15 protein-coding genes, 1 rRNA gene and 5 pseudogenes are annotated in these 21,697 nt (G+C 35.0%); 1 reads left to right on the top strand and 20 read right to left on the bottom strand.

Annotated features, from left to right (window positions below; translation table 11 throughout):
- Nucleotides 1–4 precede the first annotated feature (4 nt).
- The 17 genes and pseudogenes from ACJZL3_RS06795 to ACJZL3_RS06715 all read right to left on the bottom strand — a co-directional run bounded on the left by ACJZL3_RS06795 (nucleotide 5) and on the right by ACJZL3_RS06715 (nucleotide 18,357).
- On the bottom strand, nucleotides 5–901 hold the full coding sequence (locus tag ACJZL3_RS06795) for a class I fructose-bisphosphate aldolase (protein WP_038228077.1): 897 nt from the start codon (nucleotides 899–901) through the stop codon (nucleotides 5–7).
- Nucleotides 902–965: 64 nt separating this feature from the next.
- Nucleotides 966–3,272, bottom strand: coding sequence for an AAA family ATPase (locus ACJZL3_RS06790; RefSeq protein ID WP_070357007.1), 2,307 nt, complete (start codon nucleotides 3,270–3,272; stop codon nucleotides 966–968).
- 203 nt (nucleotides 3,273–3,475) lie between these two features.
- A complete protein-coding gene (locus ACJZL3_RS06785; RefSeq protein WP_038199603.1) occupies nucleotides 3,476–4,702 on the bottom strand; it encodes a DEAD/DEAH box helicase in 1,227 nt (408 codons plus the stop codon).
- 35 nt (nucleotides 4,703–4,737) lie between these two features.
- Entirely contained in the window at nucleotides 4,738–4,989 is a 252-nt protein-coding gene (locus ACJZL3_RS06780; protein ID WP_006279919.1) for a cold-shock protein, read from the bottom strand.
- A 174-nt stretch (nucleotides 4,990–5,163) separates the two neighbouring features.
- Nucleotides 5,164–6,498 (bottom strand): TldD/PmbA family protein, encoded by a 1,335-nt coding sequence (locus tag ACJZL3_RS06775; RefSeq protein WP_419198758.1) that lies wholly within the window; start codon nucleotides 6,496–6,498, stop codon nucleotides 5,164–5,166.
- An 18-nt stretch (nucleotides 6,499–6,516) separates the two neighbouring features.
- Nucleotides 6,517–7,389, bottom strand: coding sequence for an ATP synthase F1 subunit gamma (gene atpG / locus ACJZL3_RS06770; protein WP_010081973.1), 873 nt, complete (start codon nucleotides 7,387–7,389; stop codon nucleotides 6,517–6,519).
- Nucleotides 7,390–7,587: 198 nt separating this feature from the next.
- A pseudogene (locus tag ACJZL3_RS06765) lies at nucleotides 7,588–8,807 on the bottom strand (heme biosynthesis protein HemY).
- Nucleotides 8,804–9,535 (bottom strand): hypothetical protein, encoded by a 732-nt coding sequence (locus ACJZL3_RS06760; protein WP_038199598.1) that lies wholly within the window; start codon nucleotides 9,533–9,535, stop codon nucleotides 8,804–8,806. Before ACJZL3_RS06760 ends, ACJZL3_RS06765 begins: the two are co-directional and overlap by 4 nt.
- Nucleotides 9,528–10,757 carry a lipoprotein-releasing ABC transporter permease subunit gene (locus ACJZL3_RS06755; RefSeq protein WP_070357005.1) on the bottom strand — a complete coding sequence of 410 codons (1,230 nt, stop codon included), beginning with the start codon at nucleotides 10,755–10,757 and terminating at the stop codon, nucleotides 9,528–9,530. Before ACJZL3_RS06755 ends, ACJZL3_RS06760 begins: the two co-directional genes overlap by 8 nt.
- 280 nt (nucleotides 10,758–11,037) lie before the next feature.
- Entirely contained in the window at nucleotides 11,038–12,246 is a 1,209-nt protein-coding gene (locus tag ACJZL3_RS06750; RefSeq protein WP_070357004.1) for a hypothetical protein, read from the bottom strand.
- A gap of 128 nt (nucleotides 12,247–12,374) precedes the next feature.
- A pseudogene (locus ACJZL3_RS06745) lies at nucleotides 12,375–13,118 on the bottom strand (cupin domain-containing protein); the annotation flags it as partial.
- A 26-nt stretch (nucleotides 13,119–13,144) separates the two neighbouring features.
- A pseudogene (locus ACJZL3_RS06740) lies at nucleotides 13,145–13,977 on the bottom strand (IS5 family transposase).
- Nucleotides 13,978–14,034: 57 nt separating this feature from the next.
- A pseudogene (locus tag ACJZL3_RS06735) lies at nucleotides 14,035–14,586 on the bottom strand (sugar phosphate nucleotidyltransferase); the annotation flags it as partial.
- A 112-nt stretch (nucleotides 14,587–14,698) separates the two neighbouring features.
- The gene (locus ACJZL3_RS06730; protein ID WP_010082038.1) at nucleotides 14,699–15,937 is read right to left on the bottom strand and encodes a hypothetical protein; all 1,239 of its coding nucleotides are present in this window, start codon (nucleotides 15,935–15,937) and stop codon (nucleotides 14,699–14,701) included.
- Nucleotides 15,938–16,021: 84 nt separating this feature from the next.
- The gene (gene sdhD / locus ACJZL3_RS06725; RefSeq protein WP_010963113.1) at nucleotides 16,022–16,378 is read right to left on the bottom strand and encodes a succinate dehydrogenase, hydrophobic membrane anchor protein; all 357 of its coding nucleotides are present in this window, start codon (nucleotides 16,376–16,378) and stop codon (nucleotides 16,022–16,024) included.
- Complete coding sequence (gene sdhC / locus ACJZL3_RS06720; protein ID WP_010963112.1) at nucleotides 16,375–16,752, bottom strand: succinate dehydrogenase, cytochrome b556 subunit; 378 nt, start codon at nucleotides 16,750–16,752, stop codon at nucleotides 16,375–16,377. Before sdhC ends, sdhD begins: the two co-directional genes overlap by 4 nt.
- 100 nt (nucleotides 16,753–16,852) lie before the next feature.
- Nucleotides 16,853–18,357 (bottom strand): 16S ribosomal RNA (locus ACJZL3_RS06715).
- A gap of 153 nt (nucleotides 18,358–18,510) precedes the next feature.
- On the opposite strand from ACJZL3_RS06715, the gene ACJZL3_RS06710 reads away from it, so the two are divergent.
- Complete coding sequence (locus tag ACJZL3_RS06710; RefSeq protein ID WP_010963111.1) at nucleotides 18,511–19,125, top strand: hypothetical protein; 615 nt, start codon at nucleotides 18,511–18,513, stop codon at nucleotides 19,123–19,125.
- A gap of 560 nt (nucleotides 19,126–19,685) precedes the next feature.
- On the opposite strand, the pseudogene ACJZL3_RS06705 reads toward ACJZL3_RS06710, so the two are convergent.
- The 3 genes and pseudogenes from ACJZL3_RS06705 to ACJZL3_RS06695 form a co-directional block, all read right to left on the bottom strand.
- Nucleotides 19,686–19,769: pseudogene (locus ACJZL3_RS06705) on the bottom strand (WPE palindromic element domain-containing protein); the annotation flags it as partial.
- A gap of 235 nt (nucleotides 19,770–20,004) precedes the next feature.
- Nucleotides 20,005–20,856, bottom strand: a complete 852-nt coding sequence (locus tag ACJZL3_RS06700) for a ParB/RepB/Spo0J family partition protein (protein WP_006279814.1) — start codon at nucleotides 20,854–20,856, stop codon at nucleotides 20,005–20,007.
- Entirely contained in the window at nucleotides 20,853–21,695 is an 843-nt protein-coding gene (locus tag ACJZL3_RS06695; RefSeq protein WP_006280226.1) for a ParA family protein, read from the bottom strand. The genes ACJZL3_RS06700 and ACJZL3_RS06695 overlap by 4 nt, the downstream gene beginning before the upstream one ends.
- Nucleotides 21,696–21,697 lie beyond the last annotated feature (2 nt).

Here is a 21,697-nt window from a genome sequence, read left to right as displayed (position 1 = left end):
TTTTTTATGTGTAGATATCCATTATATCTTTTAGCATAGATAAAGCCTCCTCCCTTTTGCGTTGAAAAGTGTTACGTCCAATGATTGAACCATTACCGCCACCCTGCTTAATTTCTTTCGCTTCATTGTATATGTTATCTACTTCCTTCGATTCACCACCAGAAAAAACTACTATTCTTTTCCCTGCAAAACAAGACCTTTTAACATATTCAATTCTTTTAGATAATGATTCAATATTTTCTGTTTCTATTTTCTCCCTTTCCAAATATTTAGTTGGAAGTTTTACTTTTATTATATTAGCGCCAAGCAAAGCTGCCATGTGCGCAGCATAGGCAATAACATCAACTGCTGTTTCACCTTCTTTGGAAATCCCTTCACCGCGTGGATAAGACCATAGCACTACTGCAAGTCCATAAGATTTGGCTTCAGCTATGATTCCACGGGCTTCCTCCATCATATCGAAACACTTAGCAGAACCAGGATATATAGTAAATCCGACAGCTAAGCATCCCAAACGCAGCGCATCTTTCACAGAAGAGGTTATTGCCTGATCAGAGGTTAGATCCTTTGAATGTAAAGAGTTGGAACTATTAAGTTTCAAAATAAGTGGGAGCATTCCAGCATAAGTTGCAGCACCAGCTTCAATCATACCAAGTGGAGCAGCATATGCACTTACTCCCGAATCAACCGCAAGCTGAAAATGATAATGTGGGTCATAAGCATCAGGGTTAACTTCAAAACTTTTAATTGGACCATGCTCAAATCCTTGATCTACTGGCAGAATCACTAACTTGCCAGTGCCGCCAAGCTTTCCATGCATGAGAATACGAGTAAGATTTGCTTTTACCCCAGGGTTTTCACTTTCGTAGTAGCTTAGGACTTGTTTTACTTTATCACTTATCACTATAATTCAAATTGAATTTAAGTTATAGATTGTAACAAAGATGAAGTTCAATACAAGGATTTTAAACTATATCAAAAGCAATTTTATTTTCTACTTTATTCATATAGATTCTTAATTTCTTTCCTTTTATTAATTTACGATTCAGTATTTCTTCCGCTAAGTAACTTTTTATCTCTTTTTCAATAAGTCTCTCTATCGGACGTGCTCCCATTTCCTTACTATAACCTGTTTGTGCAAGATAAGATTTCACTTCATCTTCTACCAAGCAGTTTATGCCTTTTTGCGTCAGCTGCTTTTTCAGTTCCTGAATAAATTTATCTACAATATGCAGAATTATATCCGCATTTAAGTCAGAAAAAGAAATAATCGCATCAAGACGATTACGAAATTCAGGGCTAAAAACCTGTTCTATCGCTTTTTCACTATCACCAGTGTTAAATTTTTTATGCCCAAAGCCAACAAAACTTTTGCTGCGTTCAGCTGCTCCTGCATTAGTTGTCATAATTAAGATTATATTGGAAAAGTTAACTTTACGTCCGTAAGTGTCTGTAACGCAACCATAATCCATAATTTGTAGCAATATATTATAGATATCGCTATGAGCCTTTTCAATTTCATCAAGCAGCACAACACTATATTGATTATTAGATACAGACTCTGTGAGTAATCCACCCTGATCATAACCTACATATCCAGGAGGAGAACCAATCATCCTTGATATCGTATGAGACTCAATATATTCGGACATATCAAAGCGTATAAGATTCATGCCCATGCTTTCTGCTAATTGTTTTGCTAGCTCGGTTTTACCAACACCGGTTGGCCCTGCAAAAAGATAATTTGCTAAAGGCTTATTGTAATTTCTCAACCCAGATTTAGCAATTTTAATAGAATTAACAAGAGATTCTATTGCCTGCTCTTGGCCAAAAATCACCTTCTCTAGATTAGCTTTTAAAGACTTTACTTTCTGCAAATCATCAGATTCAGATCCGCAAGGCACATTTGTAATTCTAGTAATGGTATTCTTAATATCTCTACTATTTACAATTTTACCCCTGTTTCTTAGCAATTTACAATATGCCCCTGCCTCATCAATAACATCAACCGCTTTATCAGGTAATATTCGCCCAGTAATATACTTATGCGAAAGTTCAGCCGCAGACCTAATGGCATTCTTTGTATAATATACTCCATGATACCCTTCATAGTAGTGCTTTATACCATCTAGTATCTTTATCGTTTCGTTAACAGAAGATTCCTTAACATTAATTTTTTGAAACCTCCTCGCTAATGCTTTATCTTTTTCAAAACTATTGCTGTATTCTCTATATGTAGTTGCACCTATACAACGCAGTGTACCTCTTGCAAGCGCAGGTTTGAGTAGGTTACCTGCATCAAGAAAGCTACCACTTGTAGAACCTGCTCCAATGATAGTGTGTATTTCGTCAATAAAAAGGATAGCACCTGGTTTTGCCTCAATCGCTTTTATTATAGATTTTATTCTCTCTTCAAAATCACCTCTATAGCGTGTCCCTGCAAGGAGTGACCCTAAATCCAAAGCATAAATTATACTGGACCTGAGCGCACTTGGAACACTGTTTTCAATGATTTTGAGTACCAAACCCTCAACTATTGTGGTTTTGCCAACACCTGGATCTCCAACATATAAAGGGTTGTTTTTTCTACGCCTCAATAATATTTCTATAGTGCGATTTAATTCATAATCACGACCAATAACATAATCTATTTTTTTGCTTCTTGCATAGTCATTTAAATTTTTACAATAACTTTGTAGAATTTCCTCATCTTTTAGTAGCTCACCTTTATTTACTGTAGTAGGAGCATCATTATTTTTATCAAGTTTTACTTTATGATTAGTGGTGTATTCATCTATATCGTTAGAGTATTTCATGTTAGATATGTGGTAAATCAAATTGGAATCTTTCGCACTTTGTTTCTGCAATAGATCTTCAACGTATAAATCTTGCCCAGACAAAATTTCTACTAGAACACTTGCTCCATTTATTTCTTTTTTCCCCAAGCTATGAGCCCGTATTATTGCTCTGTGTATTATGCATTGAAACATTGAGCTAGGTTTAACTCCACTGATAATCAATTCAGAACTGCTTTGTAAAAACCCTTTTATATTATTATTATAATCATTAGCCTTAATATTGCATCTTGATAGAATGTTATCCATACTGATGATTTCATCGGCTCTGATATTACATCTTGATAAAACGTAATTTACATCCACGTCTTTAGTTAACGCCAGCAATAAATGTTCTACTTTCGCATATTTAAGATTAAAATTAGAAGCAATGAATAGTGCTCTATTCAAACTTGCCTCTAAGTTTTTGGAAATCATCTCCTATTCTCTTTAAAAGTGGGAACTCATATATAATGAATAGCACACAATTATTAAAAAAATTGAAATCCAGCAGTTCGCTGTAGCCAATTTGAATCCCACTCTGGATCTACGTCATAGCACCGCAATATCTCAGCATAGATTCCGCTAATGAGTAGCGGAATGACGAGTTTTACGCTTATCAAATTGTAGGTAAATCCTATCTAATACGCTTTTTCTAGTACTCTGCTTTTCTTCTTAAATGCATTGATCTTTTTTCTACCGTATTTAGTCTTTAACGTACTTGGCCTTTTAAAGACCTTTTTGCTGTTACGTTTTTTAAATTGCACACTACAATCAAAATTTAGCTCTCCTTCTTTGTCTGCCAGTGCAGGCAGTCTTCTCTTATCTTGAGGTGTAACAAAAGATAGCGCATACCCTTCAGCTCCAGCGCGTGCAGTTCTACCTATACGATGAATATAGTCAGCTTGCGATTGTGGTGCATCATAATTGATAACATGTTGAATGTGGGGAATATCAAGGCCGCGAGAAGCAACATCTGTTGCAACCATGATTTGATTACGGCCACGACGAAAAGAATTAATGACCCTTTCGCGCTTGTGCTGCCTTAAATCACCATGAATTGCTAAAGCGCTATAGTCATCTTTGTGCAATCTGTTAGCTAGCTGATCCGCTCCTCGCTTTGTTTTGACAAAGATAATGATTGATCCTTCGCGCTGACATAGTTGTGTAACAAGCTTTTCATATTTTTCTGATTCTGATGCATAAACAATTTCTTGCTTAATTTTTACAGAAGTTGTAACCTCACAATCAACAGAAATACGTTCTGGTCGATTAAGGTACTTCTCAGCAAGTTTTACTATATCTCCAGGAAGAGTTGCAGAAAACATAAGAGTTTGCCTTATTTTAGGCAAATGCTTCATAATTTCTTCAATCTGAACTCCAAAGCCCATATCAAACATACGATCCGTTTCATCAAGCACAAGAACGCTAACATTGCGAGTAATCAAAGTTTTACGCTCAATATGGTCTATAATACGACCAGGAGTACCTATTACAATTTGTGGTTTTTTCTGAAGCTGATTTAGCTGCCTAAAAATAGGCTCACCACCAATCAACAAAGCGACCCTTAGTGCAGAATTTTGAGATAAGAGTTTTCTTATCTCATTTGTTACCTGATGCGCAAGCTCTCTGGTTGGCACGATGACTAAAGCTGAACCAGTGTTAGGCTCATTCAGCAACTTAGCAACCAACGGAATAGCAAATGCTAAAGTTTTTCCAGTCCCCGTTTGAGCAGATCCGAGAATATCTTTACCTTGTAGCGCTAAGGGAATCGCTTGTATTTGAATCGGAGTTGGGACGAAAAGATTATTTTTATCTAGAGCTTGTCTAAGCGAAGCTGGGAGACCCATCTCATGAAAATTATTCACAATACGTTAATCCTGTTAAAAGACTTCATAATAGATTAATCTTCCAATCTTAAATTTATTGCAGATTTTTTATCTTCTCCGTTTCTACCGCGCTCCTCTTTAACCTCATAACTCACCCTTTCTCCTTTTATTCCCTTCTCTTTATTCTCTCCTTTAAGTGCCTCAGGTCTTATTCCCGAACGTTCCAATGTGCTAATATGTACAAAAACGTCACCCCCTTTACCTTCTGGCTTGATGAAACCATAGCCTTTTTCGGCATTAAACCATTTTACATTACCAAATTCCATTTAAACAACTCCTAAATTATTAACTAACATTACTAATGTGATGAAAAACTTTGAAATTACGATTGAGAATGCTTTAAGCTTAGCTATTGAAACTAAACCTTTATACTCCATAGTCTATTCTTAACATTACATGACAATAATACACAATTGTTGTACTTGATGCAAATAAATTTTTTAATCGTTAAGCGAACCTGCAACCGTCATTTCGCTAACTTTAATCGTTGGTGAATTAAATTGCCCACAAAAAGTTAGATCATCTGCAACGACTAAATTGCTAAACATATCCTTCAAATTGCTAGCAATGGTAATCTCATGTATTGGATACGTTATTTTTCCATTTTCTATAAAAAATCCGGAAGCGCCTTGGCTGTAATCGCCATTGATTAAATTGACACCAAAACCAAATAAATCAGTTACATATATTCCCTCTTTCACTTCCTGAATTAATTCTTCAAACGATACATCACCATTCTCAATGTAGAGGTTACTAGCTGCAGGAATAACTGCAGCATTACTTGCACGAGTTGCACTTCCGGTTGTTTCTGAGTCTAATTTTCTAGCCGAGTATAAGTCTAAAATCCAATTTTGTAATATTCCGTTTTTTACAAATATATTTTTCTTGCTAGTTATCCCTTCTCCATCAAATGGTCTCGATGCTATGCCTCTTGGCAACAATGGATCATCGATAATATTAATTCTATCGTTGAAAATCTGAGCGTTTAAACTACCCCTCAAGAAAGAACTGTTGCTTATAATACTGCTCCCATTTATAGCAGAAGCAAAACTTTTTACTAGCCCTTTTGCTGCTCTTTTTTCAAAAATAACTGGAAATTTACCAGTTTTCATTGTACGTGAATTCAATTGATCAACTGCTCTTTTTGCTGCTTCTTTTCCCATTAACTCTGGCAACTTTAAATCACTAAAATTACATGCTATATCATAATCGTAACCAACCTTCATTTCACTTTCTCTTCCAGCAACAACAGAGACCTGATTAGCAAAGGTTGATTTACTAAACGAGCCAATAAAACCAGAAACAGTCGATAATACTGTATTCACTAAAGCGTATGAAGAAGAGGCTCCTTCAGAATTAGTGATACTCTTATGTGCAAGGGCTGAATTTTCTGCAGCTTCAGCAATTTCTTTTAGGTTATCAACGGTTACAACATTATTATCTGAGATACTTAAATCTGCAGAAGAGATATAATTACTACCATTTACAGCAAAATTAATGCAAGGATCTTCTGGCGCATTCTTTGCCATTTCTACCACTTGGCTTACTGTATCACTCAGATTATTCAAATCGTTTGTAGAAATATACGCAGCTTTGTTTTTACCTGCTATAGCTCTGATTCCTACAGTGCAATTTTTAGATTGTGATATTTGCTCAATTTTTAATAGACGCTGAGAAACTGAAGTCTTATTAGTTTCATATATTGTAACTTCCGCATCTTGATTTTGCTTTTTTATTAGTTTAGTAATATCTGCTGCAATATTTAATATATTCATTTTCTATTCCTTAGATTTCTATAAAGATTCTGCACCACCTATAACTTCAATTAAATCAGTCGTAATCGCTGCTTGACGAGAACGATTATAAAGCAATGCTAATTTGTTCAGTATCTCTTTAGTGTTTCTGTTTGCTGATTCCATAGCAACCATTCTAGCACTATTCTCACTCGTTGCACTTTCAAGTAAAGCAGAGTAAAGAGCAATTACAACGTAATCTTGAACCAAAGATTTTAAAATAAATTCAATATTTTGTGGTTCATACTCATAGCCGTAATCTGTTGTTGGACCAGCCAGAGAGCTATCAATCAAGGATGAGTCTTTACTCCATGGTTTTATTGTTTCCAACATTGGTTTTTGCGTGAAGGTATTATAGAATTTACTATAAAAAACTTTAACTTTATCGTATTTACTTAAATCTATACCATCAACCAAAGCTTCTACGTGCTTTAACGTGATTCCCTTACTATTTTCAATTTTTAAGATACTTTTAGAGTCAAATCTATTTTTACCTACATCAAAAGCTTTTTTACCAAGAAATACAATATCTACTTTTTTGCCATTTGCGATTGACTTATTTACACGCTCTTGACTAAATTTGACAATAGAAGAGTTAAAGTTGCCGCACAAGCCACGATCAGACGCAATAATGAATACTAGGTAAGAACCGTCGTTACTGACATTTAGAATTTTTGCCAGTAATTCTTGATCAACTGATAGCATTAATGAAAAAATAATGTTATGCAGCTTAGATACATATAATTTTGAATTTAATAACTTCTTTTGGCTTTGTAACAACTTTGCTGCAGAAACCATTTGCATTATTTTCGTGGTTTTCTGTACAGACCTAATATTCTTAATTCTTAAGGATAATTCCTTTAAGCTCTTCATTTTGTATACAACCCTGATTTATTAAAATATATAACTGTTAGTGTCTAAAAGCAAGTTTTTTTGACATTAAAACCAAGTCTAGCTAAGAAACTTGCAGGTTTATTGTTTGGAGATAAGGATTATATTAAGAAAGTGCTCTAACTTCAGCAATATCAATGTGAAAGTAGCCTAATGGTAATTTCTACACTTTGTGGAATTTTATAATATATAATAAACACAATTAAAACTATTACAACTTGAACACTTATGATCCCATTGTTCTAGTTCCCTGTTACAATTTTTACATTTCCAGCCTGGATCAGGCAAAGCTTCTGAGCCCATCTTGTTTAGCCAATAAATTACCTTGTCGTGTTCTTGCAATGTAACCTTGAGTTGTATTACAATAAAGTAGATTGACATGTAATTAGCTTTTTTCATAGCAGTATCTAAATATTGACTTGCAAGATCATATTTACCTGAACTCATTGAGGACAAAGCAAGTAAACAGTAACTAAAATAATAATCAGGGCGTAAGTTGTATAGTCTTTCAGCACCTTTACTATTTAAATTGATGTACATTTTAGCCGACTGAGGAGTAGGATTTACTGTATACTCTGCCTCTAGCACTGCAGAAGCTTTTCTGATTTTTCCAAGTTTAATATATAATTCTGCCTTTAAATAATTGATGGGCTGAAAAATTGCACTATAACGTTGTGCTCTAAATAAAGACTTTATAGCCTCCTTAAAATTTCCTTTACTTTCATATTGCTTTGCTAAAGCGCAATAAAACACTGCAAACATTTCTTTATGATCAAAGGGGAGAAAAATATTGGACTTAACTGCTTCCTTCAACCTCAAAATTGCATTAATCCAATCTTCTTTCAATATGCAATGCTCTATTTGAAAGGGAATAGATAGCATTTTATCGTTAATTGAACTAGAGCAATATTCTATAAATTTTTGAAAGACTACTTTTTCTTGTTTGAGGTGGACAATCAGCTTATTGGCTAGAAGTAGAGCTAAGTTACGATTTTTATTTGCAATATTTGTTAAACCGTTACTGAAAAAGCTGTAATTTCCCGTCTTACCTGAGTTAAAGAGCTTTATTAAAGACAACCTATCGCTCTCCTCACTCAGACTTTAACTAGCTTTTGGGCATTCTCTATATTGTCTAAGTCTATGCTAAAGAAAGCTTCAAAGAGAAGCAATTCTTCCCTATCCCTTCTTCTATTTCTTATGTTGGCAAATGTTGATGAAATGGAGGAAAAAAAGCGTACAAGTGTAATTAATAAAAATAATAAAACTACACAAGTAAAAATAATGAAATATAGATCAATACTTATAGTGTAATTGCCTAATTCCAATTTTATTACTTCACCACTTACCTTGACCCATATACCAAATAAAAACGAAAAAGCGAAAATTATAAAATAAATCATGAGATATATTGTAATAAGTGATGATATATTGTTGAAATATTCTTAGAAGCTACAATAAAACCATTCAATTTATTCAGCCATAGCTTGAATTCTGAATGCGTTAAATTGCTTACTGTAACAGTTATATTTTGCCAATCATTATCATTTATTGACTCCTCAATTTCTGCGAATTTTACTCTTAATGGATCATTTCGGTCGTCTACCTTTATCCAGTTTGAAATGATTTTTTTAGACAATGTACTTTTGTTGTAATCGATAGTATCAATAGTTTTTTCAAAAGATAACTTCAATTCGTGTAAGGTATTTATCTCTTTCAAATTTTCTAATTCATCTACTGCATTTTCTATCTCTGGATCGTCAAGCTCTGATATCAAAGGCTTTATTGAATTTATATGGTTATCAAATTTTGCTTCTCGCAATAACGAATTCTTCATTTTAACCACAAGTAATAGCAATTTTGCAAGGTTCTTACATCTTGAGTTATTATCACCTTGCTCACATTGAGTATGCTGACTTCTCTTGAGGTCAAATATCTTTTTTTCTATTCTAGATTGATTAACTTCAAGCAACATTCTAAATTCATCCATGTTTTCCGTTAAAGCTTTCACATTGTTTTCACTCTCTTGCTGATTTATTTTTAAAAAGATTATGTTATTTATTGTGATGTAACCGGTAAATAACAATACAATTAAGAACCAACCTATGTACTTTTGCTGAGTATCATTCATAACGTAGTATCTCCGCAGGATCTTGTGCAGCTGCCTGCAACGCAGGAGCAATTGTCGCTAAAAATGATAAGAGTAACGCAAGTGCAGAAATATTTACTACGTCTTGGGGTACTAATATCACTGGCAAACTTGAAAAAAAGTATATCATAGGATCAAACAGCTTGACGTTAGTAATGTTTTCTAAAAACACTCTAATGCTTTCGATATTGAGAGAAAAAACGACACCTATAATACAGCCAAGACAAGTTCCCGTAAAACCGATTAATAGACCACAAGCGCAAAATATACGCATAATGCTTCCACTTGTTGCACCAAATGTACGCATAATTGCAATCGCGGATTTCTTTTCTTGCACTATCATCATTAAATTTGAGATAATATTAAACGCTGCTACAACTATAATCAAAGTGAGAATTAAAAACATCACATTTCTTTCAGTTTTTAAAGCACTAAAATAATGGCTTTGCTGTGATTGCCAACTTTCAGCTTCCATTCCTATTTCTTTTTCTATAGCATCTGCCAGCTTATCAGCTCTAGTAACGTCGTCTACAAGTACTTCTATATTTTTTATGCTATTTTTATAATTAAAAAAGGCTTGTGCTGATTTTAGAGGCATATATATCAAGGTATTATCATACTCAAACATACCCATATCAAATATTGCTATAACTTTATATTTTTTCATTCGCGGCATTTCACCAAGTAATGCATCAAATTCTTCAGATGATATAAACGTAATTTCGTCGCCATAGTCAATGTTCAAAACTTCTGCTAAGCGTGCTCCTATTATTATCCCTTCATCAAATTTTTTTACATCACCTATAATTACATTATTTGTAACGGCAGTACTATCAAGCAAATCTTTAGTTGACACACCTCGCACTACGCTACCTGCAATTTTACCATTTGCTACAATAATAACTTGATCATTGGTCATAGGAGTAGCTTTTAATATACCAGGAATTCTCTCAATAGATTTTGAAACTGCGTAGTAATCTGAATTTATGTTCCTATCAAAATAAACGTTAATATGGCCATCAATGCCAAGTATTGAGTCAAGCAACTTTGCTCTGAATCCGTTCATCACAGACATCACCACTATTAGTGTTGCAACTCCAAGGGCAATGCCGATAATAGAGAACAAAGTCATTATAGAGCAAAATCTGGCATTTCTTGCTCGCAAATAGCAAGCAGCCATAGTAATTTCAAAGGCAATGGACATTACAAAATATTTTGAGGTTAGACATTATATTTTTGAAACTTCGTATAATTGTAGACTTTTCTTTATTTAAAAACTAGAGATTTTTGCTTCCTTAAATTTAGCAGACTTATAGAGTATCTTTAACATTAGAATTTCAAAATCTTCCATATACATCATCCAACCTCACTATATCATTATCAGATAAATGCTCTCCTATCTGAAATTCAACTATTTCAAGTGGAGAGCTTGTGCTTTTATAACATAGAAAAAATCAAGAATATTATTGGGTTTATTCAATAAGTTATAATTCTTTCCTTCCATAATTTTCAAATTGTACAACTAGTTGCTTTACATTTACATCTGTGAGAAGAGCATTTTTGCTAACATGAGGTCTCGGATCAGATTTTGCTGATAAGGGATTCATCTGAGATATTTCATCCCTCATTGGAAATAAGCGAGATTGGGAAGCAACTTTTGGTGATGGCCTAGTTTTTTTCTCCACATCTATATTCACTTGTGCAACAGGAGGGGTCCTGCTTTCAATAGTTTGCGCATTAGGACTTTCTTTTGCTTGATTTTGTTTGAATTTTTTTCTTATCTCTTGTACTTTAATATCGATATTATAATTAATTTCTTTTTCCATAGAAGATACTACCATTTCTAGCTTTGTGCTTGATTTTTGATCAGTATGACCTAACTTTTTAAGTTTTAGTGGTAATTCAGGTTTATCTTTAGTTGATTTAGGAACAGTTCCTACTACTTTTGGTTTTTGTCTAACTTCTTGACCAGCAGTAAACATTTTTTTTGGCAATGGGGGTGCTATTGATGGTTTTGGCAATATTGGAGGTTTAGATTGTTGTTTTTGTTTAAGTTCTCTTTTTGCTTCCATATGTTCTTTAGGAACTGTTACATAAATTAGCTCTTCTCTAGGCGATTTTGAACTTTGTGAATTTTCTGTTAAAATTTTACTCTTCTTCTCTTGATAATTTGATATCTCTTTGTATCCAGGCTTTTCATCTAATGAATTTCCATGGCCTGAATCATTATAATTAACTTCTACTTGTCTATCTTCTTTTAGAAAACTGCGTTCTGGCTTTTCTGGAGCTATTGCAATATTTCCTCTTTCAACTTGCTCCAAACCTGAAATTTTACGATAAGCCTCTAGATATTCAAAGATTGTCATTGAAGTAGGAGGAGGTAATTTATCAATAAAACTACTTATATTCTTAACTGGAACATTTCTTCCCGAGATTCTATTCAATATTTCCTTTAATATCTTAAGACCTGATGGCTTTCCATTCATCGATTTTACATAATCAATTGAGTCACTACGTATAACAAACTTAGCTACATCTTCTGCCTTATCTGTAAAACGCTTTAATGCCTGAGATAAATCCCTTACCGTTTTATTATAATGTCTAATAGTTACTAACTCATCTCTTGCTTTTATAGCTTCTTTAAGGAAACCGAGATTTTCTCTATAATTGTCACTTTTAAATGGATCCTTCATATTAATTACAACTCATTATTTATTAAAATATGGGTATAGGTTTAAAATATTAAGATTTAGTAAATATTATTTTTTACATAAAGCAGCTATACCCATATTATAAATTGCCAACAAATGCATTTATGGCGTTACCATATTCTTCCATATACATCATCCAATCTCACTATATCATTATCAGATAAATGCTCTCCTATCTGAAATTCAACTATTTCAAGTGGAAAGCTTGTGCTTCTATTTTCAATCCTATGGGAAACTTCCCTTGGGATTTCTATCATATGGTCCTTTGCTATAGCATATTCTTTGTCTTCTAAACTAACATATCCAACTCCTGATAGCACTATATGGTATTCATCTCTATAGTGATGGAATTGCTTAGAAGTGCAGCTTAATGGATTGATAAAAAGATATTTTATAAGAAAATTTTCGCTCATTAAAATTATACTACAAAATCCCCATGGTTTAACTTCTTTCCTTATCACCTTTACTTTCTTAACTTTATGAATAAATGAAATTAGACTTTTGTTTGGTTGCTTACAAGCTCCACTCAATAAATTTTTATTACTTTCTGTCGTTGAAACTGGTTCTTTTTCTCTAATCACATGCTGAAATGATGCCGGTTCTTTACTAAACTTCTCACTCAATTCTAAAACTGAATTCCAAGTTCCAACATCCAACCAATCGAAATTAGCTTCTATCATTGCAACGTTTTTTGCTTTCTCCATCACCAAGTAATCAATGGATATGCCTTCAATTCCTGCAAAATCTCGTTGTTTTAAATACAGAAATCTCTCTTGCGGTGTGAAATATTTAAAACATAAATTGTAAAGATTCGGGGCAGATTTTTTAATCTCATCTATGTAGCGTTTTGCTTTAAGAGGTTGTCCGGAAACTAGTAAATTCAAGCATATTCCCTCTTTAACATAACCCTACTCATAGCTAGGTATATGAAATTCTCAGTGGATGTTGTGAGTAAATCATACTCCTTCGATAGCCTTCTATTCCTATTAACCCAAGCAAAAGTCCTTTCTACAACCCATCTTCTTGGCTGTACTTTAAACCCTTGTTCTCTTGTTGGTAGTAGCTCAGGTGGCGTATCTTTGTGCACCCAAAATCTACATGGAGGCCTTTTAACAATTTCAATATCTATGTCATATTCTTCCTTTATGTGATTCTTTAAATTTCTTCCTTGGTATCCCATGTCAGCCCACATTTTTTTAACTTTAGTATATTTTGTTCTCATATTGTTTAATGCTATTTTAATACCATCTCTATCATTTTCGTTAGCAGCGCCTACGTAACAACCTAGTATAAAACCCTGAGTGTCTGTAATTATATGCCTTTTTCTACCCTTTACTTTTTTACTTCCATCATAGCCTTTGATCCCCCCTTTTCTGTAGTCTTTACAGATTGACTATCTACTATACAGGCACTCGGCTGCTCATTCCTTCCTATTTTTCTTCTACTATATTTTGTAATTTCATAATTCATTTTCTCAAAAATTCCCTGCTTCTTCCATTGCCTGAACTGCTCATACACAGTCTTCCATAGCGGAAAATCATTTGGTAAATACCGCCATTGACACCCTGTACGCAATACATAGAAAATTGCTTCTAATATTTCTCTTTTGCTATACTTTGGCGGCCTTCCTCCTTTCTTGTATGATACTCTGAAGTGTTTTTCTATTCTTGCCCATTCCCTTTCGCTTAGATCTGTTGGATACTTTTTTCTCATCTTTACCCCGTACTAAAATTTCAGATATTATAGCCTTTTACTTGTTTCCGGACAACCTCTAAACACAAATATTCCAGAGTTCCAATAATGATCGTTACTTAACTTACGCTCGGGCTTTTCTGTAAAATCTTTCACTATATGACATTTTTCTTTCTGATCATATACTGCATTTATATAGCCGTATTCAGAATTGAATTCATGAGGCTTAACCCCAAAAGTGACTATAGAGTTAGTTTCAGAGGCTAACTTAGACGCTTTTTGAGTAGAAGCATAAAAACTATTCAAATCACCTATAAAATGGTCTGAAGGCAGAATTAACATTGTCTCGTTTTCATTGCAGAGAAGTGCAGCAATTAATATTGCCGCTGCTGTTCCAATTTTCACTGGTTCGAAAATCACTTTATATTCTTGCAGTGCATGCAATTCCTCCATCACTAATGACTCGTACTGTATATTTGTAGCAATTATGGGCGGCATATAATCGCTTTTTAGCCTCAACAAAGTGTTGTGAAACATAGTGTTCTGACTAAATATTTTCTGAAATTGCTTTGGCTTAGATAAAGGCCAAAGTCTGCTACCACTACCACCACACAATATTACAGGGCGCATTTAGTTAAGATATTAATTAAATAATTAATATCTTATACTGAGGGCAAAATACATGCAAGTTTTTGTTGTGGAATAGTTAATAAAGAAAGTAAATGTTGATTTAAAGTAATTGCTAATGAGAGTGATCATGTGTAGCGCCTTGCCCTTGCTGTGAATTTCTTCTATTTTGTAATTCCTCAACATGACCTTTTCTTTTATCACTTAATATTTCATTACCCTTATTTTGTTCTTCCTCAGGACTCTTTAGTATTTCATTACTCTTGCTAACTTCTTTATCATCCCCTTGTTTCTTTGGCCTTCTAGCGTTAAGCTCATCCCATGTGCCCACTAGTGAATCACGATTCCCATGATCCGGCTTTAGCCTTTCTTCACCTTTAATAACATTAAAGTCACTTTTTGCTTCTTCCAAACATCCTTTCAGTTGGTGTTTCCACATGGTGTAGTAAGCATCACCATATTTTTTCTCATTTGCTACAAACAATAAAATTGGAGCCTTAAGTATGGTAGCTCCCATATCCACTAAATTTTTTACTGCCATTGCAGGAGTAAATAAAAGATAACCAAAAGACTTTGCAATTGGGTTTTGTTCGCTTATTAAATGCTCCCCTAACTTTATAGGAAGAGAAGTCAACAATTTAGTACAAACTTTAGCTAAACTTGTAGCAAAAACGATAGGAACAGATATAAGACTTTTATCTAGCTCTAGATTACCATTCTGATCTCTAATTTCTGAAAAATGGGTGCTTAGCTTCTTGTAATCACTAGTGTATAATAATTCTCCATTTCTTCCTTTTTCATCAACAACTTCCTGAACTTTACCTTCTTTATTTTTTACCTCTTTAGTTAGCACAGAAGAATTAGTTAATTCAAATGGATATTGAGGATCCTTAGTTTTTTCAGCTTCAAAAATTGGCACGTGTTTTTTCAAATCCATTCTCGAAAAGCCTAATGGCTCAAAATATGACTTATGCAACTCATTTATCGGAATTTGCTTACCCTGATTGTCTATATAATTGATAGTAAAATAAGATCTATCATTATCTTTATCTTTGGTAACTAAAGATAATCTGAAACTTGGTTGTTCTCCATTCTCATCTTTTTGACCATACAAAAGTTTATAGGTTGGATTTTTATCTTTATCTAGTATAGCATTTCCATGCATATCCCTGTTTTCTATGATTTTAGCAGACTGTACAATTTGATCATAATTTTTTGGATACTGGCATTTCCTTCCATCATACATCATTACCTTTCTAAGGTCTTCGACGTAAACTTGAGATTCAGGTGAAGTAAGCAGACCTTTTGCTTTAAGTGTAAGATCTATTGCTCCCTTTTTTAATGCTTCAAACATATTGTCAAACCAAAATCGCTATAATGCTATAGTTCAATAATAAAACTAGTACACTAATAATATATTAACACAGCACCGGTGATTTTACAAGAAAATATGCCTGTAGAAGATAAAGATTGTAAAAGCGAGGGTTATATAAGTAATGCTTGATAAGTACTTTATGCATGTAATTGTAAAAATCCTCAAAGGTACGCTGTGTATATAATCTTCGCATACTACCTGCATTCCAAGAACTGCGTGCCAAAAAATGCAAAACAACAATACAACAAAAAATAAAAGCTCTAGAGGGTGATTAATAAATTTTTCACTAAAAGACAAAGAGCTATCAGTATAAAATGTGCAAGAAAATGAATAGATAAACCAAGGAAACAGGAACAGTAAAATTACCGCAGAAACACGCTGAACCCACCAATGATGTACTGAATTTCCAGACTGACTCATATAAACATAAATAAAAAAGCCATAGTAGAAAGAAGTAGCGTTACTGTCAGCAGTATAGCACTCCTTGAAACGCCAGTAATTTCTAAATTAAGCCCAACATCCCACAATAAATGACGAATACCATTAAGAAAATGATATACAAAACTTATAAAACATAAGACATAAGCTAATTTAGCAACAGGAGTGAATAATAATGCATTTAAGTACCTTACTATAAGTAACTCAGGAAAGTAAACATGTAATATGAAATACCAAGAAAGTATCATTAATAAAAGGAATAGCAAGATACCAGTCAATCTATGCATAATAGAGAAAAAACTAGTAACTTGTACTTTATATATTTGTAAATGTGGAGAAAGAGGTCTATCACTCATAAAATTCCGTTATCGGGAAATTAAAATAAAGTAGAAGTAAAGACAGCAGTATAGCACATAACAACACCATCATTAAAAATGGTAAATTATGTGCAAAGCCTAAGGAGGTAATCCAGCTGCAGATTCCCCTACTGCTACCTTGTTACGACTTCACCCCAGTCACCGATCCCACTTTAAATAACTCCCTCCTTGCGGTTAGGTCGTTAGCTTCGAGTGAAACCAATTCCCATGGCGTGACGGGCAGTGTGTACAAGACCCGAGAACGTATTCACCGTGGCGTGCTGATCCACGATTACTAGCGATTCCAACTTCATGCACTCGAGTTGCAGAGTACAATCCGAACTGAGATGGCTTTTAAGGGATTAGCTTAGCCTCGCGACTTTGCAGCCCATTGTAGCCACCATTGTAGCACGTGTGTAGCCCACTCCATAAGGGCCATGATGACTTGACATCATCCCCACCTTCCTCCAGTTTATCACTGGCAGTTTCCTTAAAGTCCCCAGCATTACCTGATGGTAACTAAGGATGAGGGTTGCGCTCGTTGCGGGACTTAACCCAACATCTCACGACACGAGCTGACGACAGCCATGCAACACCTGTGTGAAACCCGGCCGAACCGACCCTATCCCTTCGAATAAGTATAATTTCCATGTCAAGGAGTGGTAAGGTTTTTCGCGTTGCATCGAATTAAACCACATGCTCCACCGCTTGTGCGGGTCCCCGTCAATTCCTTTGAGTTTTAATCTTGCGACCGTAGTCCCCAGGCGGAATGTTTAACGCGTTAGCTGTAATACAGAAAGTAAAACTTCCCATATTTAACATTCATCGTTTACAGCGTGGACTACCAGGGTATCTAATCCTGTTTGCTCCCCACGCCTTCGCGCCTCAGCGTCAGATTTGAACCAGATAGACGCCTTCGCCACTGGTGTTCCTCCTAATATTTACGAATTTCACCTCTACACTAGGAATTCCTCTATCCTCTTTCAATCTCTAGATTAGCAGTTTTAAAAGCAATTCCAAGGTTGAGCCTTGGGATTTCACTTTTAACTTACTAATCCGCCTACGCGCCCTTTACGCCCAATAATTCCGAATAACGCTAGCCCTCTCCGTATTACCGCGGCTGCTGGCACGGAGTTAGCCAGGACTTCTTCTGTGAGTACCGTCATTATCTTCCTCACTAAAAGAGCTTTACAACCCAAAGGCCTTCTTCACTCATGCGGCATGGCTGGATCAGGCTTTCGCCCATTGTCCAATATTCCCCACTGCTGCCTCCCGTAGGAGTCTGGACCGTATCTCAGTTCCAGTGTGGCTGATCATCCTCTCAGATCAGCTATAGATCATTGCCTTGGTAGGCTATTACTCCACCAACTAGCTAATCTAATATAGGCTCATCTAATAGCAATAAATTTTTCCCCCGTAGGGCGTATACGGTATTAGTTGCCGTTTCCAACAATTATTCCGTACTACTAGGTAGATTCCTATACATTACTCACCCGTCTGCCACTAAGTTATACCATAGCAAGCTACAATATAACTCCGTTCGACTTGCATGTGTTAGGCCTGCCGCCAGCGTTCATTCTGAGCTAGGATCAAACTCTCAAATTTAGACTTCAACCTATAAAAGGTTGAGGGTACATCGGATAAATCCGACAAAAAATAATTTAGCTTAATACTGCTGTCTTTATTTCTACTTTAGAAATATTTTAATCTCCAACTATTCAAACAACTTTAAGAATATTATTATGTGATATAATCACTATGTCAATATGTTTTTGCAAATCAAAAGCATTAATGTATAAATATATAACTATTCAGAATATTACCATGAAAAAATACATCTTTCTGCTTGCACTCGCGCCAATGTTAGTTGGCATCACATTATACTTATTGCGCAACATTGATAACACAAAACAATCTATAACTGCAGGTGACAAGTTTTACGAAGTATTATTCTTAAAAAAAGATAATAAGCCGCTGCTAGAAGAAATAGATTCAAATTGGGAGTATTTAGCAAATTTTGAACGCGCATTCAATCATATCTCAGATTCAATGCCAACAGACACAGCATCTATTTATAATGATTTGGCAGATGATAAAGATGCTCCTAATGTTTTGCGTGAGTTAGCACAATATTTAGAAGTAATGAGCTTACTTCACTCCAACGGTGAAAAAATAAATAAAGACAAAATTGATAATTTAGAATCAAGCACAGTGTATCCTTATTCAAGCCAAGAAGCTATCGCTGTAGTAAAGATACATAATAACGACATTAAAGGTGCAACTGAAATATTGCGTTCCCTATTAAATGATAGAAAATGCCCTATCCTAATCAAAGCTAATGCACAAGAATTACTCAGGATATATGGGAGTTAACTCATTGGACTTTTTGCATAGCTTTTGGCAGCGCATCGGATGAAACGAAAAAACTTACTTGACACCCTTCGCCAGCGCCCTTATCATGATAGTGAAGCTATTGTATTTGCTTTCGCCAATCTGCAGATTAAAAGGTAAGGATTACTTAATGTATCGGCGTCTTATGTTCAATTTTTTGCAGTATATAGATACTGTATGTCTTTACAAAACTTCATCTACATCTAGATTTTTATCTAAATAAGCTGAACGCGCTTATAAAGCGTTACAAGACATCAAAAAATGCCAATACTCGACAGAGATAGTAAAAGACTAGCTAACTCGGGGGTTCTTTGTCTTTTTTTCTGCTTAGTAAACTTCTTAAACATTTGCAGCGTAAGTTAGTTGCAATTAAAAGCAGCTTAATCTTGCTTGTCAAGCGTTTAAAACATAAAAAACGCCAATATTTTAAAGCGGATAATAACCCCAGGGCTTCTTTTGCCTTTTTTTTCATTTGGTAAATTTCTTAATATTTATGGCTAAAGATTGCACGAATGTTGCAATTACAAAAACGATTTCTACTAGGGTGTCATCCCAGTGCGTGACACTGGAATCCAGCCTTTATTATGCAGCCACTTGGTTGAAATTAAGTCTTCTGGATCCCAGTGTCAGCTACTTGGATGACACCATTCTTTTTCCTGGATCCAAGTAGTCAGGGCACTGGGATGACAGCTACCCTGACAATCGTCATCCCGCTGCTTGTTAGCGGATACCGCGGCGGTATGACGTAGAAGTTATACTTTTATGCTTACCAACTTAATAAAATTCCTGGATTCCAGTGTCAGCTACTTTCATGACACCAACAGTTGATATTGGTTTGTTGCTTTGCTAGCCAACTACTAGCTATGCCTCAAGTTTCCTATTCAAAATTTTCAATATCAAATCCAATTCATTTGGATTATCATACCGTATCATAACTTTACCCTTAGAATTGTTGTCATTAATTTTGATCTTTAAACCAAGTTGAGAAGATATAGCGCCTTCTATTACTGTCATATCTTGATTTCTAGTATATCTCTGCTCTTTTTGATTGTTGTTTTGATGTAGGTCCTTTATCAGTTTTTCAGTTTGTCTAACGCTTAAGCCCTGAGAAACTATTTTTTCTGCAATACTTTCCGCATTTTCAACATTAATCAACGCTCTTGCATGACCCATAGACAATTTTTTCTCATTGATCATTGTTTTCACCCTATCAGGGAGCAACAACATCCGAATCATATTGGTTATGTGGCTGCGGCTTTTGCCTATAGCTGAAGCTAATTCCTCATGTGTATAGAAAAACTCATCTATCAGTTTTCTGTAAGCTTCACCTTCCTCTATTGGATTAATATCTTGCCTTTGTATGTTTTCAATAATGGATACTTCCAAGCATTCCTTGTCGCTCAGATCTTTTATGATAACCGGTGCACTATCAAGATTTGCAATCTTGCTTGCTCGCCAACGACGTTCTCCAGCTATTATTTCATAACCATCATCATTTGAATCTTTGCGTACCACGATAGGCTGTATAATGCCACTTTTCTTTATCGAATTTGCAAGTTCTCTTAATGACTCCTCGTCAAAATGTTTCCTCGGTTGAAATTTGCTTGGGTGCAGTAATGAAATAGGCAAATGCTCTTGTCGATCTTCTTTATTATCATAATTATCGCCTATGAGGCCGGCAAGACCTCTGCCGAGGCGTCTATCATCCTTCATACTACGCCCTCGCTTACTAGTTTCTTCTCCTTACAACTGCTCGCGTGCTTTTTTAAAATTTCCCTTGCCAAACTTATATATGCTTGTGCACCAGGACACTTAAGATCATACACAATAGCGGGTTTTCCATGAGAAGGCGCTTCTGATAACCGTACGTTACGTGGAATAACAGTCTCATACAATGGGATGATAGTTTTGTATACTTTATCATTTAAATACTGGCAAATATCGTTTTTAATCTGTTCACTGAGTTTGTTGCGCCTGTCATACATTGTTAACACTATCCCTTCTATTGCCAAAAAAGGGTTTAGGTTATTCCTTTTTATTAGCTCCACAGTTTTAACTAAATGGCTTAATCCTTCCAGAGCAAAAAATTCACACTGAAGAGGAACAATAATAGAATTAGCAGCAGTCAAAGCATTTATGGTCAGAAGCCCAAGTGATGGAGGGCAATCGATGATTATATACTCATAATTATCGCGTATCTTCTCCAATGCGCTTTTTAGTACGAATTTTCCTCGCTCAAGTTGCGATAATTCAATTTCTGCAGCTGACAAATCAACTACTGACGAAATTAGCGATAAATTCGGAATTTCCTTTATATTGAAAATTGCCGATTCTATCAATTTATTTTCGCTGCTTAGTAGTATTTTGTATATGTTTTTTTCTTCCCTACTACGATAAGAAATCCCGAGTCCGGTGCTAGCATTTCCTTGAGGATCAAGATCTACCAATAAAGTGCTTTTTCCCACAGCAGCAAAGGCTGTCGACAAATTTATACTAGTTGTGGTTTTGCCAACTCCACCCTTTTGATTTACTATTGCAATAATCTTGCTCACGC

Source organism: Wolbachia endosymbiont of Rhagoletis cingulata (assembly GCF_048537655.1).
In the GTDB taxonomy this organism is placed as follows: domain Bacteria; phylum Pseudomonadota; class Alphaproteobacteria; order Rickettsiales; family Anaplasmataceae; genus Wolbachia; species Wolbachia pipientis.
The sequence above is the reverse complement of the archived record's forward strand: the minus strand, read 5'-3'. Positions and strand labels throughout refer to the sequence as shown.